Annotated in this window: 11 protein-coding genes; 5 read left to right on the top strand and 6 right to left on the bottom strand. The window is 39.8% G+C overall.

Annotated features, from left to right (window positions below):
* Positions 1 to 17: 17 nt before the first annotated feature.
* On the bottom strand, positions 18 to 2,600 hold the full coding sequence (gene uvrA, locus AC27JL_RS04730) for an excinuclease ABC subunit UvrA (protein WP_487194952.1): 2,583 nt from the start codon (positions 2,598 to 2,600) through the stop codon (positions 18 to 20).
* Between the two features lie 195 nt (positions 2,601 to 2,795).
* Between uvrA and AC27JL_RS04735 the strand changes: the two genes are divergently transcribed.
* Positions 2,796 to 3,200 carry a hypothetical protein gene (locus tag AC27JL_RS04735; RefSeq protein ID WP_487194953.1) on the top strand — a complete coding sequence of 135 codons (405 nt, stop codon included), beginning with the start codon at positions 2,796 to 2,798 and terminating at the stop codon, positions 3,198 to 3,200.
* Between the two features lie 17 nt (positions 3,201 to 3,217).
* Here AC27JL_RS04735 and AC27JL_RS04740 read toward each other — a convergent pair whose 3' ends face one another.
* Genes AC27JL_RS04740 through AC27JL_RS04750 form a run of 3 tightly spaced genes read right to left on the bottom strand, consistent with a single transcriptional unit; the run spans position 3,218 to position 6,924 of the window.
* The gene (locus AC27JL_RS04740) at positions 3,218 to 4,006 is read right to left on the bottom strand and encodes a LytR/AlgR family response regulator transcription factor (protein ID WP_487194954.1); all 789 of its coding nucleotides are present in this window, start codon (positions 4,004 to 4,006) and stop codon (positions 3,218 to 3,220) included.
* Positions 4,003 to 5,043 carry a sensor histidine kinase gene (locus tag AC27JL_RS04745; RefSeq protein ID WP_487194955.1) on the bottom strand — a complete coding sequence of 347 codons (1,041 nt, stop codon included), beginning with the start codon at positions 5,041 to 5,043 and terminating at the stop codon, positions 4,003 to 4,005. The genes AC27JL_RS04740 and AC27JL_RS04745 overlap by 4 nt, the downstream gene beginning before the upstream one ends.
* 27 nt (positions 5,044 to 5,070) lie before the next feature.
* Positions 5,071 to 6,924: a CIA30 family protein gene (locus AC27JL_RS04750; RefSeq protein ID WP_487194956.1), complete on the bottom strand. Its 1,854-nt coding sequence runs from the start codon at positions 6,922 to 6,924 to the stop codon at positions 5,071 to 5,073.
* 609 nt (positions 6,925 to 7,533) lie between these two features.
* Between AC27JL_RS04750 and AC27JL_RS04755 the strand changes: the two genes are divergently transcribed.
* From AC27JL_RS04755 to AC27JL_RS04770, 4 genes are all read left to right on the top strand, one after another.
* Positions 7,534 to 7,968 carry a hypothetical protein gene (locus AC27JL_RS04755; RefSeq protein WP_487194957.1) on the top strand — a complete coding sequence of 145 codons (435 nt, stop codon included), beginning with the start codon at positions 7,534 to 7,536 and terminating at the stop codon, positions 7,966 to 7,968.
* 728 nt (positions 7,969 to 8,696) lie between these two features.
* Positions 8,697 to 9,068 carry a DUF4288 domain-containing protein gene (locus tag AC27JL_RS04760; protein WP_033019169.1) on the top strand — a complete coding sequence of 124 codons (372 nt, stop codon included), beginning with the start codon at positions 8,697 to 8,699 and terminating at the stop codon, positions 9,066 to 9,068.
* Between the two features lie 136 nt (positions 9,069 to 9,204).
* Positions 9,205 to 10,614, top strand: a complete 1,410-nt coding sequence (locus AC27JL_RS04765; RefSeq protein WP_487194958.1) for a serine hydrolase — start codon at positions 9,205 to 9,207, stop codon at positions 10,612 to 10,614.
* Between the two features lie 566 nt (positions 10,615 to 11,180).
* Positions 11,181 to 11,615 (top strand): ion channel, encoded by a 435-nt coding sequence (locus tag AC27JL_RS04770; protein ID WP_487194959.1) that lies wholly within the window; start codon positions 11,181 to 11,183, stop codon positions 11,613 to 11,615.
* A 131-nt stretch (positions 11,616 to 11,746) separates the two neighbouring features.
* Here AC27JL_RS04770 and AC27JL_RS04775 read toward each other — a convergent pair whose 3' ends face one another.
* Both AC27JL_RS04775 and AC27JL_RS04780 read right to left on the bottom strand, forming a co-directional pair.
* The gene (locus tag AC27JL_RS04775; protein WP_487194960.1) at positions 11,747 to 13,330 is read right to left on the bottom strand and encodes a tetratricopeptide repeat-containing sulfotransferase family protein; all 1,584 of its coding nucleotides are present in this window, start codon (positions 13,328 to 13,330) and stop codon (positions 11,747 to 11,749) included.
* Positions 13,331 to 13,422: 92 nt separating this feature from the next.
* Complete coding sequence (locus AC27JL_RS04780) at positions 13,423 to 15,837, bottom strand: TonB-dependent receptor (protein WP_487194961.1); 2,415 nt, start codon at positions 15,835 to 15,837, stop codon at positions 13,423 to 13,425.
* Positions 15,838 to 16,291 lie beyond the last annotated feature (454 nt).

Here is a 16,291-nt window from a genome sequence, read left to right on the forward strand (position 1 = left end):
ATAACGACTATTAATTTTTAATTAGAACCTGCGTGATTTAACTGCGCTTTTAAAAATGGTGCCGTTTTACTTTTTTGTGACTCAGCGACCCTTTCAGGTTTTCCTTGCGCAACTATTACCCCGCCTTCGTCGCCAGCTCCTGGGCCAATATCAATAACCCAATCACTGTTACTGGCTACTTGCATATCGTGCTCAACCATAATGACGGTGTTGCCAGCATCAACTAAGCCATTTAACTGCGCCATTAGCATGGCTACATCTTTTGGGTGTAGGCCTGTGGTTGGTTCATCTAAAATATAAAGCGTATCGCCTCGCTGTGTTCGTTGTAGTTCAGTGGCAAGTTTAATACGTTGTGCTTCGCCGCCCGAAAGTTCAGTAGCAGGTTGTCCTAAACGTAAATAGCCAAGGCCCACTTGTAAAAGCGCATTGAGCGCGCGCAAAATAGCGGGTTCATCGGTAAAAAATGTATGCGCTGACTCAACGGTTAAATTAAGTACATCGGCAATGGTTTTCTCTTTATAGGTAATGTCGAGTGTTTTTTGGTTATAGCGTTTGCCATTACACACAGGGCAAGGCGAATACACGCTGGGTAAAAATAACAGCTCTACGCTTACAAAGCCTACGCCTTCGCAGTTTTCGCAGCGGCCTTTTTTAACATTAAACGAAAAGCGACCGGCATCGTATTTTCGCTCTTTTGCCTCAGTGGTGTTTGCAAATAGCTTACGTACTTGATCGAATAAGCCCGTGTAAGTGGCAAGGTTTGAGCGAGGCGTACGGCCAATGGCTTTTTGATCAACCGTTATTAGGCGCTTTATGTGTTCAATGCCCTGAGTTATTTGCCCGTCGGTTGCTACGTTGAGCTCTTGCTCGAGTAACTCTGCTTCGTCGGTTGGCATTTGTGGCTGCGATTTTTGCCCAAGTGCATCGTAAACCAAGTCAACAAGTGCTTGGCTTACTAAGCTCGATTTACCAGAGCCAGATACTCCCGTAACACTTGTAATAACCCCAAGCGGAAATTCTACATTAAGCTTTTGTAAGTTATTACGTTCAACATTTTTAAGCGCTAGCCACGCTTTAGGTTGGCGTTGCTTGTTTTGTATGGGTGCCTGCTGGGTTTGGTTATTTTTAAATAAATATTGACTAGTGTGTGAGCTACTAATTTGCTTTAAGCCTTCAACAGGGCCGCTATAAACAATATTACCGCCACGGGAGCCTGCATTTGGTCCAACATCGACTACCCAATTGGCATGTCGAATAACACTTACGTCGTGCTCAACCACAAATACTGAGTTACCAGCGGCTATTAGTTCATCTAATGCGCTTAAAAGTGCTTGTGTATCGGCAGGGTGTAAACCTGCCGAAGGTTCATCTAACACATACACAACACCAAATAATTTTGAGCGAAGTTGCGTTGCTAGCCGCAAACGTTGTAACTCCCCTGGTGATAACGATGGGGTGGTACGCTCAAGCGATAAATATCCTAGGCCAAGTTTAGTCAGTGATTCTATACGCTTAATAATATCGCTTGTAATACGCTTAGCGACGATGGCTTTTTCTGGGTTTGTAGCGTTACTTTTAGCAGGGGTATTAGCGGCAAACCTTAGCTTATCTGCCAGCTCATTGAGTGTTAGCTGCGAAATTTCGCCTATATCAAGCCCTGCGACTTTAACCGATAACGACTCTTTTTTAAGCTTTTTACCTTTACAGCTTGGGCATGGGGATATTTGCATAAACTGCGACACTCGTTTTTTAATACGAGGGCTTTGTGTTGTAGCAAAAGATTTAAGAACAAAGCGCTTAGCACTGGTAAAAGTACCTTTATAGCGAGGTTTTTCGCCATTTTTAATGGCGTTTTTAACCTCTAAAATAGTGTAGTCTGGATAAACAGGTACAGTGGGGGTGTCGTCTGAAAATAAAATCCAATCGCGCGCTTTTTGCGGTAACTCATACCATGGTATGTCGATGTCGTAACCAAGTGATACCAGTATGCGACTTAAGTTTTTACCTTGCCATGCTGGTGGCCAAGCTTCTATTGCGCCTTCGCGTATCGTTTTTGTATTGTCGGGCACAAGTAGTTGTTCGGTTACCTCAAAAGTGCGGCCAATGCCCGAACACTGTGGGCATGCACCTTCGGGGGTATTTGGAGAAAACGCATCGGCATACAAAATGCTCTGCCCTTTAGGGTATTCGCCAGCGCGTGAGTAAAGCATTCGCAGTGCGTTAGAAATAGTGGTTACGCTGCCAACCGATGAACGAACAGAAGGTGCGCCGCGCTGTTGTTGCATTGCTACTGCTGGTGGCAGCCCTTCAATTGAATCTACATCGGGTTCGTCAACCTGATCGATTAACCTTCGTGCATAAGGCGATACCGAATCAAGGTAACGATGTTGCGATTCAGCAAATAATGTTCCAAAGGCGAGCGATGATTTACCCGAGCCCGATATACCAGTAAACACCACAAGCGAATTACGGGGCAGGTTTACATCCACATTTTTTAAGTTATGAACACGTGCGCCTCTTACTTGAATGCTGTGCTCAGTGTTTAATAAAGCCAATTGCGAATGTTCAATCGCGCCTGAACTGTTAAATGTGGTTGCCATGTAATTTTCTCCGTTTAATCGCCATGTTTATTAGGTGAAATTAAAGCTAAGATTACACAAGAAACGCTGAATGAGCGCTTAGTGAGCATTATTGAATTTGTTGTGCATGTTTACATAATAGGTAAATGCTGAGAGTATGCTTAACTATGTAGACTATACAAACGTCATTAAGTACGCTTGAAGGAGGTTATTAATATGATTAAAGCATGGATTTTAATGTTGGTTATACTGTCGTCTTCGGTATTGGCAAATACTGAGAACGTAATTAACGTAGACAGAGCCATACCTAATAGCTTGCATTTAGCATTTCCAAACGATGCTAACATCACGCCTAAAAAAGGCGACTTCAATGTTTTAAATTACATATTAATGAGTAATAACGAGGGTGAACGCTGGGCAGTAATAACACTCACTAATTTATCGACGGGTAATCGTGAGCTTAACGAAGACCACTTACTGGCTTTGTTCGCTGATGGAACGCGACTACCTCCTCAACCTTTTAAATTAAGTTTTAAGGGTAACGAAACGCAGTCGGTAACTGTCTCGTTTGCTGAACATAAATTTCCTATTTTAAGTGTTTACTCAAGTAATGATCAGTAGCTAATTTTAAAATAAGCCTAAATATGCAGTAATTGTTTTAGCTTATCGGCACCGGCTCTGCTGGTGCTTAGCTCCGATTTTATATCGTCGTTTACAATCACCATCAATTTGCCGTTAAACCAGCGCTGTATTTCTTTTATATGGTCAATATTAACCAAATAGCTGCGATGAATACGCACAAAGTTGTGCGCGGCTAGGGCGTGTTCAAGCTGATCGAGCGTGTCGCTCAAATGATTAAACGTTTCTCCATTCCACGCTAAACTATTTCCTTGTTCTGATTTAATAAATTTAATATCGCTTGGGGAAAGTAAAAATATGCGCTCGCCACTTTTACTAACTAGTTTGTTTAATGAACTTTCGGTGAGTGTAAAAGCGGGTTCACCTGCGCAGCTAGTTATATGAGTGTGCGCTCGTTGTTGCTCTAATTGCTGCTGTGCTTTGGCTAACGCTTTTTTTAATCGTGCAATTGGAAAAGGTTTGAGTAAATAGTCAGTTGAGGCGTGCTCAAATGCTTCAATCGCAAATTGGTCGTACGCGGTGGTGTACATAATAATGGGTTGGTAGTTAAGTAAATCAATAAGTTCAAGGCCATTAATTTCAGGCATTTGAATATCAAGCAATACCACATCAGGAGTTAGCTCATTAATTAATGCAATGGCCTCTTTGCCATTTGTGGCTATGCCTACCACGTCAACATGCTCCATTAAACTTAATTGATGGCTTAACTTTTCGCGAGCAGGAAGCTCGTCATCGGCAAACAGTATGCGCATTTTAGTCGTTTTATTTGGCAGGTTTATATTGTTCATAACGCTAGCTCCAACGTAACAACAGCACCATTATCATTACTTAGCAATACTTTACTTTGTCCAAGTTGATTAACGCGTAGCATAATGTTTTTCATCCCTATACCTTTTCCGTAGCCACATTTTAATACATCGTCAGTAAAGCCTTTTCCGTTGTCGCTTATCACAATTTTAACCCCGTTAGACATTTCACTCAGGGTAATATTAAGTGTAAGTGAGGTTTGTTTAGCATTGTGCTTAATTGCATTTTCAATAATAGGTTGAATAAGTAGAGGTGGTAGCGTTTTGTTTTTAAGGGTATTAGGAATGTGGTAATTAACCTTAAGCTTATCGCCAAAGCGTGCTTTTTCAATATTTAGATACTTTTCTATTATGGTAAGCTCTTGCTGTAAAGGTATTTGCTGTTGCTCTGCGGTATCAAGCGAGTACCTTAAAATATCAGCCAGTTCATGCAGTACTTCATCGGCCAAATCGGGTTTTGTGTGTATGTAAGCGGAAATTGTATTTAAGCTATTAAACATAAAGTGAGGGTTTAGCTGGTATCGCAATGTAGTAAGTTGGGCTTGTTTAAGCGCATGTTTTTCGGCTGTTACGCGTTTTTTGCTTTCAATAAAAATACTGGTAAGGTAAATACACGAGCCCCAAAGTAAGCCGTTAAATACAACAAATATCCCCATTGATTTATGCCCATCAAAAAGCAGTGTCAGCAATACATCGGTAAGCACATTACCGAGGGCCATAAATACAACGGCAATTAACCATTCAAGTGCTGTTTTATTAATATGCTTATTGCGCAGATAAAAAATAACCGCTGCCGCACTCCATACCGGAACCCAATAAAAAGTAATAAACCACACGGTTGCGGCGAGTGCACTGCCGCCTGTTAAGGGCGCAGAGTTAGCAATTATCAGCCCAAGGGCGTAAGCAATATCAACAATAAGTAGAATAAAAAAGCTGTATTTGTAAAAAGGATGTTTGAGCATAATAGGTGCTTCTTTTTGTAAGTGATTAAACCATAACAAAAAACAGTCAAAACCCAAAGAGTCTGTGTTTTGACTGTTACTTATTTAAAAGTAAGTTAGCTCTTTGATTTGTAGTGTGTTTTTTAACGGCTCGTTGCTTGCGCCTGGCATTTTACGCCACATTAAGTTAACCCCTGTTAATTCTGTTGCCGACCACGTAACGGGGCTACCAAACCCAAACTGTTTAAATGTAGTAAAAGGTATATCAAGCGTGGTCCACTCATCGCGTGGTTTTAAAAGTACACTAAAGTGATCCCAATCTTTTACATCACTATGATAAACAGACATAGCAAAAGGTGTAGTTGAGCCTTTATAGGTTAAGCGAATACCTTTAAATGTTGAGGCATCAGCCGGTGACGAAAACTTAATTTCAGCGCCCGCCCATGCACCAAAGCTGGTAGGCTTTGTAATGGTTGTATCAATAGTTAAGCTATTTTTATGCGTGGTAAGCGTTGCAACAGACTGCCCACCCATTACCGAATCGCTCATAGCTTGCCATGGTGTATCACCGGTAAAATCATCAATACTATGCTGTGCTTGGCTGCTTTTAACTTCTTCATTACAGGTAGGGCCTTGTGGTGTAATGGCCTTGTTTTGAGCAATAAGCGCTGAGCGGTCTACTTTTAAACCTGTTTTATACACCTGTGAGATAGTGTGAATATGATTTATATCATTAAGTGGGTTTTGTTTAAGCAGTACAAAACTTGCCTCAAAACCTTTAGTAAGTTTGCCAATGCTCTCGGCTTTATTAATCGCTTTTGCGCCGTTAACCGTTGCTGCGTTAATTATTTCACCATTAGTTAGGCCTGCTTTTTTAAGCGCATCTAACTCGTTGTGTAACCCTGTACCGTGCAGCGTGTATGGGTTTCCGGCATCAGAGCCTGTGCCAATAGTGATATTAGCTTTATGTAGCTTTTGTATATTTGCATAAGCTGTTTTACGCTCATCCCACGCGTGCTCTTTCCATTTTGAAGGTGCAGGCACCTTTTCAAACAAACAGCCTTGAAGCTTTTCAGGAATGGTTTTTAGTAACTCGCTTTGTGAGCTAATAGTATGGTTATGCTTTTCATCGCTATGATTGTGGTACACCGCAAGGGTAGGAATGTAGGTTACATTATGCTGTTTCATTAGCGTAATAAACTCATCGTCAATCGCTTCGCTATTAATGCCGTGCGCTAAAGCCGTTGCACCGGCCTTAATTGCGCGTTTACCATCATTTAGTGTAGAAACATGCACAAAATACGGTAAATTAGCGGCTTTAGAGCGCTTACCTAGCTCAGCCAGTTGGCTATCAGTTAACGATTTACCTACACCGCCAAAGGTTTCAATAACCGCTTTAGTTACATGTGGCTTAGTGCTTATATGTTTTTGCCACAGCGCTGCTATGTCTTCATCTTTTGCAATTTCGTATGTTTGGCCACCAAACTGCGTGCCATGCCCGCCAGGGTTAGTAAACAATGTACCTGCATAAAAAAGGTTAGGGGTTAGTTGGGCTGCTTTTAATTGCGCAGCTTCGTTTAGGGTTTGCTCAAACGAAAACAAATCAACAATGTTAGTTACGCCTAAATACAAATTAGAATTAAAGTGCGATTTAACCGGCAAATACTGAAATTCAGTAAAGTTACTGCCCGATGAGCCTAAATGTACATGTAAATCAATTAAACCGGGTATTGCATACTGGTTGTTGGCGTTAATTGTTTTATCTGCGTTTTGTAGTGGGTCAGTCGCTTTAGTAATGCTTACAATTTTACCCTCATCAATATAAAGCGAACTTGGCGCAGAAAAGCTTTGCGAACTACTTTGGTATAAACGAATGTTATCGACTCGTAGGTCAATGGCGTGAGCACTAAAGTGGCTTGCTAAACTCAGTGCTATAACTGTTTTTGTAATAATGTTCATGACTGTATTCCTTATCAAAAAAATAGGTATTTGGCGTTTTGTTGATAAGAAATTTAGCGAGCTTTTTAACCTGCTTCATTAATGTTTATCTGAATCGACATTATTAGAGGTTGAACCGACACAAAAGTAAATAAGCGTTGTGGTAGGGCGGTTCAGGTTCACTAAATTAAGTGCTTTGAATGAGCGATAGGTTACATAGACGTGTGTGCCTAGTTTAAAGCAAAGCTTTAAACTTTGATCATGTTTGAATGGTTATTAAGGGCAGTGATGAGCGAGAAATAGTTAGTCAAAAATCTTAATGTCTGAAGTCAAGATTTGACCCTCGACTTTGACCCTCGACTTTGCAGTGGCAATTGTATTGCCTTGTTCATAACATAGAAAAGCTGCAAAACAGGCTGCATGTATAAGAGAAAGCCCTTTTAACCTAAAAAAGCCACGCAAACGCTGCAATTCCTTCCAAAACACCAATTAAAACAACCGCACATTGTCATCTTATATTTGATGTAAAATAGCGATAACTGATTGAACCGAAATAGGAACTCGGCTATGGTTGGTTCACTACTAAAAACAAATAAAAAACGAGTTAATCTACAGGCTCGTTAGGTGCTAATGAAGATTGTATTACTAACTTTGTTTCTGCTTTTTTCATTTAAAGTATCTGCTGTGGAACCTTGTGCAGCAGTCCCTGAGGGCAAGCAAAGGCGAGATGGTGTTTGCTCATATCAAGATGCTGCATTTAAAGCTCGTCAGGTTTTTAGCTACGTATTATCTTTAAAAAAATACTGTGATACCGCTATCCAAGAAGAAATAAATGAGTGGTACTTAAGTAACAAACAACTCATTGATAAAGCAGTTATCATCGGCAAGCAACCATTAAATGAAATAGTAAAAAATACAGACATAGCATTGTGGCAATCTGAGAGCAGCGACAGAGTTAAAGAGTCTTGTACATATGTTAAACGGAAAATACAATATCCATCACCTTCACTATTTGGTGGTCGAGTAGGTGAGTACTTGAATTCTTACGCACCTAACAAACAATGAAACAGGGATTAAAAACTGCGGGTTCTTCGCTTCGCTCAATTTTAGTCCGCAATTTTTAACCCGTTAATCGGAAGTTAGTATTACAAGGAATGTTATGAGTAATTGTCCAAACTGTCGAAATAAAGTTAATCCTTTTGACTTATCACTTTCGGCATTTCCATTGTATTTCAGATGCCCGAATTGCAAGATTCGTTTAAGGGTAATAAATTCAAAATTATTTTGGGTTACGTTTTGTTTATATATACTGATTGTAATACCAATGATCACCTATATCCCTATTATTCAAGAATATAATTTAGGCATTATTCTTACGGTGTGCAGTTCGTTAGTTATCTATCAAAAAATATCATCTTATATGCTGGGTAAAGAAAACCTAGCCCTGTATGAGTAATGTAAGGCTTATAAGAGTCTAAGGTTACAAGAGTTGGCTCATGGCACTTTTGCGAAGTTTAGCTGTGAGCAAGTAATAGTTAGTCAAAAACCTTAATGCCTGAAGTCAAGATTTGACCCTCGGCTTTGATTCGTTAAACTTCTCTTTGCGCATATATTCATGAAAATGAGCGCTGCGCGCATATTGATTCGCTTAACTTTACCTAAAAAATTTAGAATACTTATAGATAGTAATACCTTAGGTTATTTGTTAAAACTATATAAAGTAGATAATTGAGCGTGGCGTCAGTAGAAATATGCGCAATGAGCTCACTATTAAATTGTTAAGTGCAAAAACTATGACACAACACACATCACCAGTTGGATGGTACGTAGGTTCATATATGTTGAGGTTTTTCGAGCTTGAGGACTCAGCAAAAGATGATCCAGAAAAGAGATTTCTTTCCTGGGAGAATACTGTGCTTGTACGAGCGGATTCAAAATCGGAAGCATATGAGAAGGTCGAGAAAATTGGTCGAGAGCATGACTATCCGTACAAAGGTGGCCCCGAAGGTGTTGATGTGAAATGGGAGTTCATTGGTGTTACACAGGTTCTAGCGATTTACGAAGAAATTGGAGATGGGGGCGAAATTCTATGGTCGGAATCTACCCGTAAACTCAAGAATCTAAAATCAAATATTCTTAGTAAAAGTCAATGTTTGGAGGGGTAACACTTAACAAATTGCTCCAGTTGACGTATCGGTCTACGCTCCTTTTTGTGCATTCGCGGTGCTCATTTTCGCACAAAAATCCACTACAACCGCTGCGCAACTGAGCAAGGCGTTATGACAGAAAGGATTCCGCCAAATGGTTCAAAATTTAGTTTTAATCTTTCTTTTATTCTTTGCCAGTTATTCACTGGCTTTGGACAGTGAGGATATAAAGCAAGATAAATCTGTTAGTCTCGCAACGGTTGCAGACAGTATCGCCATGCAATACCAGCAGATGGGCTGGTTTTCCGGCGCATTACTGATAACTAAAGATAATGAGGTGGAGTTTGCGTCATCTTATGGCTTTCAGAATGTCGAAGAAAAAATAAAGAACAGCATTCAAAGTCGCTTTAATCTTGGCTCAATCATGAAAGACTTTACCAAGGTCTTGATCTTGCAACAGGTTGAGGCTGGCAAATTAAAGTTAAGTGATAAACTAGTTAGCTTTGAGTTGGGGTTCAAACAACCTGATGCTGATAAAATCACGATTGAGCACCTACTAAATCATAGTGCAGGCTTTGCTGATATCTTTGTGGCTGAATATCGTCAGAATCAACTTGCATTTGATACTCTAAACAAGAAAATAAAGATATTGATAAATAACCCCCTTTTATATATACCTGGAACTGATCGAAAATATTCAAATTATGGGTATGTGGTATTAGGAGTGATTCTTGAGAAAGTAACTGGAAAGCCTTTCGAAGAACTACTCAAAAACAATATCTTCAATCGGGTTGAGATGTTTTCAACGACCTTCAGGCCGGTTAATTCTCATGAATATCAGTCAGTCCGATATACATTCCAGTACAATGGCAATTTGAGAAAGGTCGGTATTAATGAACACCCTAGTCCCGATGGCGGCATTGAATCGACTGTTGTGGATGTGCAACGATTTTACCGAGCGTTAATCTATAGCAATAAGTTATTAAAAAACTCAGACGCGATTAATCGCCACCTATTTGCAATGGACGGCTCCCATTGGGGCGCATATGGAGGTGGTCAGGGCGTCAGTGCAGCCGCGGAAGTAGATTTGGACACTAGCTATGAAATAGTTGTTCTGGCAAACACTGATCACTTAGTTGCCGAACGCATTTCTGGTCGAATACACTCTTACATCAAAAATGGTGAGTATCAACCAATTAGACAATTGGAAAAAAACTTTGCCTTTAAGTACTATCAATCAAAAGGAAAACAACAATTCTATAAACACTTCAAACAGGTTTATAAAGACAATGGTTACAGTCGATTCATCGGCAGAACAATTAATGAAGTAGGAATGGAACTACTTAGTACAAAATCATGGACCGAAGCATTTGATATGTTCGAATATTTAGTTTCATTGTTTCCCAATGCACCGCAGGCCTACGACAGTTTGGCATTCGCCTATTTATCGAAAGGAGATAGCGAGGCTGCGAAAAGTACTTTTAGCAAATCTTTAACTATTGATGGTAGTTTTAAAAGTGATTACGTGAGTGATAATTACGGTCATGACAATATGCTCAAGTAATGACAGGCTATCGCCAGCCGCTTAGCTTTGCGTTATGTGCCATGAGTAACAGAAAGTTTAGACTCCTGTTTAGAGTCTTACTTATGCTTCTAGTCATTTTAGGAAGTAAGCGGGGTCAAATTTTGACTTCAGACATTAAAACCTTCGATGTCTGCTCATGGCACTTTGCAGATTAAACCTAATCTATCGAGTTAAATGAAAATTTAACGAAATATGAGTCAGGTGAGTTAAAGCAAGTACAGGCATAACTATCTGTAGTTTTATTAAATTGATGATTTACGCCAAACATTTTTGTTATTGCTTTCCCGGTGATTACTTAGCGGTTAAGTGATGTTTACGGTTACTGCATTTCCTTTTGGTTTTAAGTGTTTATTTCTGTTTTTTTTTACCTAAATATTGTCTTACTTAGGTTTTCGCTGAGTTTTAGCACGCTAGTAATAGCAGTAATAAACGGTTAAATAAGGGTAGTAAAAATACTTTATTAAAGTGATTACAGGTGCCTACCCCGTTGTTAATTTTATGTATAATGTTACTTAAAATATAAGGATTTAAGCAGTGGGATCAAAATGCTAATACAGCTTATTATTGGAACATTTGTTATTTGTGGCACGGTGCTAATACAAGCAATGTTTATTGGTGTTTTGTCTAAAGTGCTGGCTAATATTAACGATTGGTTACTAAATGGCTCAAAAACTCTAAAGATGATTTTAGTCGTCACGGCAATGGTAATTTGGTTGGTAGGAGGCTTAACGGCGAGTGCGTGGTTATGGGCTGCTATATTTTTAATTTTTGATGTTTTTAGCGAATTAGAGCCCGCACTTTACTTTTCGGTTGTTACCTTTACAACACTTGGTTATGGCGACGTTGTGTTGGGCATTCAATGGAGGCTGCTTGGCAGTTTAACGGCTGTTAATGGGTTAATAATTGTAGGGCTTAATACGGCTTTTTTAATGGAAGCTATTTCTCAAATAAGAAAAGTTCAATCTAAAAAGCCAAGTTAAATGCTCTCTATTGCAATATATAAAAACTCTCTAGTGAAAGCTGGGAAGTTTATTGTGTTATGAATTTATAAACCTAAGCTTTAACTTTGGCTTATAAATTCACTTTTACTAAAGCAATGCATAATTAATGGCTATTGCAACGTAATTCCTTGCTCTAACAGGTAATTTTGAGCCTCGTCAGTATGGGGTTTAAATGCCTTCCAACGCCCAATGGCTTTGTTGTTTAGCGGTTGGCGTACTTGCACTTTACTGGCAGTAGATACCGGTGCGGTGTTTAAGTGAAAGTCTATACACTGTGCTTGCCACTCTAAATCACAAAAGCTGACTAACTCTTTTATTTGCTGCTCGGGCTGTGCGACTAATTCTTCGTATTTCACAATTTTTATATTGCTGTGCACGGTGCTGAAGTGCTGCATGAGTGAGTAAAAGCGGCTATAAAATTTAGCAGTGTCGAGTAGGTCTAGCGAATACGCGTAGTAAGGGTTGTTAATGGTAAATAGCTGGCGGTAGTTACCAATACAGGTGTCCATTGGGTCGCGCAGCATACAAATAATTTTAGCGTTTGGCAGTGCTTTAGTGATTAAGTCTATATAAAAAAAGTTAAACGGGAGTTTATCTATAAAATGTTTATGGCTACCGGTAGTAACGCGGGTGGCGTTTAAATATGTTGAGCCAAGCTGATTAAAATCAAGTTCATACGCTTTAGTGAGTGTTTGTATGTCGAGCACGTTTGGTGTGGGTGTGTTGCTTAACCTTTTTACACTTAGGCCGAAGTCTTGTAGTTCACCAGCCGATTGCACGTCGCTATGGCTCGATAATATTCTCTCAACTAATGTGGTGCCAGAGCGGGGCATACCTAATACAAAAATAGGCTCAGCAGTGGGATTACCGTTTACTTGTTGGTTTTTGTGTTCGGCACTGAGTTGTTTTATATGTTCAAACAATGCATTCGACGATGCGTTATCAAACGGGGTAAGCGCATGCTTTGCTGCTTTACCTTGTTGTAACGCGGTAAAGGCGTCAGAAAATGCGCCAATATCTTGGTATTCTTTTGCCATTGCGTGGCCTATGTGTAATTTAGCATCAGGGTGTGAAACCTGCTCAAACACTTGCTTTAACCGTGTAATATTATTTTTTTGCTTTGTTACTTTAGTTAAATCACTGAGTGCAAAGTGGCTTTGATGATGAAGCGGGTTAAGTGCAATGGCATGTTCAAACGCGGTGTGTGCTTTGTCAAATAGGCCCAAAAACTTGGCGCTTACTGCAAAGTTGTAATAAAACTGGGGTTGAGGTTGTTGTTTGGCATTGGCTAATGTGAGTGCACATTCAAAATAATGTAAAGCGTGTTCGTGTAGGCCTGCTTGCGTAAGTGCAACGCCTAGAGTATCGGCGTCGAGTGCTTTTTTTATTTGTGTAATAGGTACCGACAGCGCTACATTCTTTGCTTTTTTTAAGTCACCGGTAAGCGCATAACATTTTGCCAGTTGAGCAGTATATTCAATGCTAGAGCCAAGTGTTAAGGCTTTTTCGATTAGCTTGATGGCTTTAAAAATTTGCCCTACTTGCAAGTTAACCATTGCCAGTAAAAAATAGCCATCGGCAAAGTCAGGTTTATGCGAAACCAGTTCAACTAAGCTTTTGTGGGCAAGTTGTACTTTGCCTTCGTTTAAATATTTAATAGCGCTTTGATGGAGTTGTTTTAAATTTGGCTGCATTTTTTAATTTGTATTGTTTAGTTACGCGTTAATAAAGAAAAAAGGCCCAAATAAATTTGAGCCTTTTGATTGTACTTAAACTTAACAGTTAATTATATTTCAAACTTATAATTAAATTTAATGCCTACCGTTAATGGACGGTTGATAAAGTAACCATAGTTACGTTGTATATCAGTTCTATTTGCTGAGGTAATATCGGCATCTGAACGGCGAACAGACGTAACGGCGTATTTATTAAATACGTTGTCTACGTAAACGGTCGCTGACCACTCATCGGCGGTTAATTTAGCCGAAATATTGCTTAAGCTATAACCTGGCAATGTTTCACCGTTATCGCGTAAACCAACACGAGAAATTACATCGCTTTGTGCGGTAATACCGTAGTTAATATCAAGCGTTTTGTCGTTAAACACATCGGTTTGATAGTTTACACCCATTGAAAACTGGTGCTCAGACGAGCCTGGTAAACGGTCGCCATCTTCTGCACCATCTGTGCCGTCTGAATTAAATAAGAATGGTGCGTCTGATGTTAGCTCTGCTTTTGTGTATGCATATGTAGAATACACAGAGAATGAGTCAGATAAAATTGCACGCGACGATATTTCAATACCTTTCGCATTGGCTGAACCGGCATTAGACAAGTACGGTAGTTGGCCTACCTCAGTTGCACCGGCAACTTGTGCGTCGTCCCAATCTATATTAAATAATGCGGCGTTAAAGTGTAAACGGCTTCTTAACCATGTGCTTTTAAACCCAAGCTCGTAGTTAGTTGTTGTATCTGCATCGTAAAGCATTTCACTTGGGTTACCACAACCCGCTTGGTTAGCTGGTAATGGATCAGGACAAGGTGCTAAACCATTTGAACCACCAATTCTGAAGCCTTCACTTATTGTTGCGTAACCCATTACTGAATTAGTAAATTGATACTTGGCGTTAAATTTAAATAGGCTGCCGTTGTCGCTTGCTTCATTTTGTTCAAAGTTAAGTGTTACGTCGTCTGGGCCTGCGCCGTCGAATAAGGTATTAAATAATGGAAAATCGACCGCTGACTCAGATTCTACATCGTATTTGTAAAAACGAGCGCCTACAGTAATATCGAGTTTCTCGGTAACTTGGTAACCAATTTCACCAAATAAAGCTGACTCTGTTATTTCAACGCGATCAACTGAGTAGTATTCAAGTTGGTCTGGACGAGATTGGTCTGCACCAAAGTTTTCTACTGCAAAATCGCCAAAGCCTGGCGTGTATTCTTGGCTAGACGCATCGCTTTCAATTTTGTTGTAAAAACCACCTACAATCCAGTTAATGTCACTGTCGTTTTGTGATACTAAACGAATTTCTTGTGTGAACGTGTCTTGCTCTTCAATTTCACGTGTGAACGATGAAAACGCAGGAAATTCTTCGTAGCCGTAATCAAGGCGAATAAGTAAATCGGTTTGGTCACGTTGGCCGTCGGCATCAAAATTTGAAATACCTGTTGCCGATACTAATTCAGCAAAACCTAAGTCTGCTTTTAACTCTAAGCTTAGTAGTTGGTTTTCTTTTTCACGTGGCTCTTCGTAGCGGTAACCTGACTCGTATTCACCAATTAAATCACTAAGACCGTTATCGGCGCTCAATGTATTGTAATGAACAATTGAACGACCTTCGCTGTCTTGATTTTGGTAAAAGTAGTTAAGTGTACCTTCAAATGTTTCGCTTGGTTTAAAGCGAACAGAAATACGCCCTGTAGTGGTTGATTCACCGTTGGCGTCTTCTACCTTTTTAAGATTGTTGTTAACTGCTGCGCTGTCGGTCCAATCTGGATCAGGTAACGATACGCCCGGCTCACGCACTACGTAACCATAGTCAATAAAACCTGGGTCTTCGTAAATGTTTAAACTAGCACGAACGGCAAGTGTGTCTTCAATTAATGGTAAGTTAAATATGAATCCACCTTCACCGCCAATAGAGTCGCTTTCTTGTGTTTGCGATACATTGCCGAATACTTCAAGTGATGTGAAATCAAGCTCAGGCTCTTTAAGCATGTAACGAATAGCACCACCTAATGTACCTGCACCGTACAGCGTACCTTGTGGCCCAATAAGAACCTCTACGCGCTCTACGTCGACTAGGCGCATATCAATGGCGACTGGGATCTCGTTAATGTAAGTTGCAACGGTGCCACCGTCTGATGATGGACCTGAAGAATTTGTGTTTAAACCACGTACAATAATAGGTGAACCAGAACGACCACCTTGATCGGTAATTGTTAAACCAGGTACCCAACGTGCTACATCGGCGAGCTCGCTGATGTTTTGGTCTTTCATTATGTCGGCATCAAGCGCTGTAATGTTAAGCGGTGCGTTTTGCACTGAGCCGCTACGTCGTGTTGCTGTTACTTCAATAACTTCAAGTGATTTGTCTTTTGCGGTTTCTTGCTCTTGGGCAAACGCAGTATTTGGAAGTAAAAAAGCGCTAGATAGGGCGCCCGACATAGCCAAGGTTAACAAGCTTGGTTTAAACATAAAAATGATCCCTAGTTCAAAGATTTAACATAAGTAAAGTACACTGAATATGATATCAGTCACAATCGAATCAGGGAATGTGTAAATTGAATTAAAATTCACATTTTTAGAATAAAAAAGGATTGGCTAGGTGTGGTTTGTTGGGTTTTTTAAATTTATCACCCATTTATTATTTGCTTTACCCGTGCAGGGTACAATTTGTGTACGGTTTTGATTTTTGTGAATGTTTGAATGACTATTCATCCTTTTTTGTATGCTTGGATTTTGGTGGTGTTAATTTTTTGTAAGTTTATTTGGCTGGGCAGGGAGCCATTTATTTTTTAGTAAGTTGTAGCGGTTTAAAAAAAGTTTTACCTCCCCATAACCTACTTTTAAATAAAGGTTTTTATATGACTAAATGGGCGAATGTGTTTATTAGTTCGTACATTCAATTTAATTTTTAATTCGTATGCAT

This window comes from Pseudoalteromonas sp. 4NS20-0020, assembly GCF_057554385.1.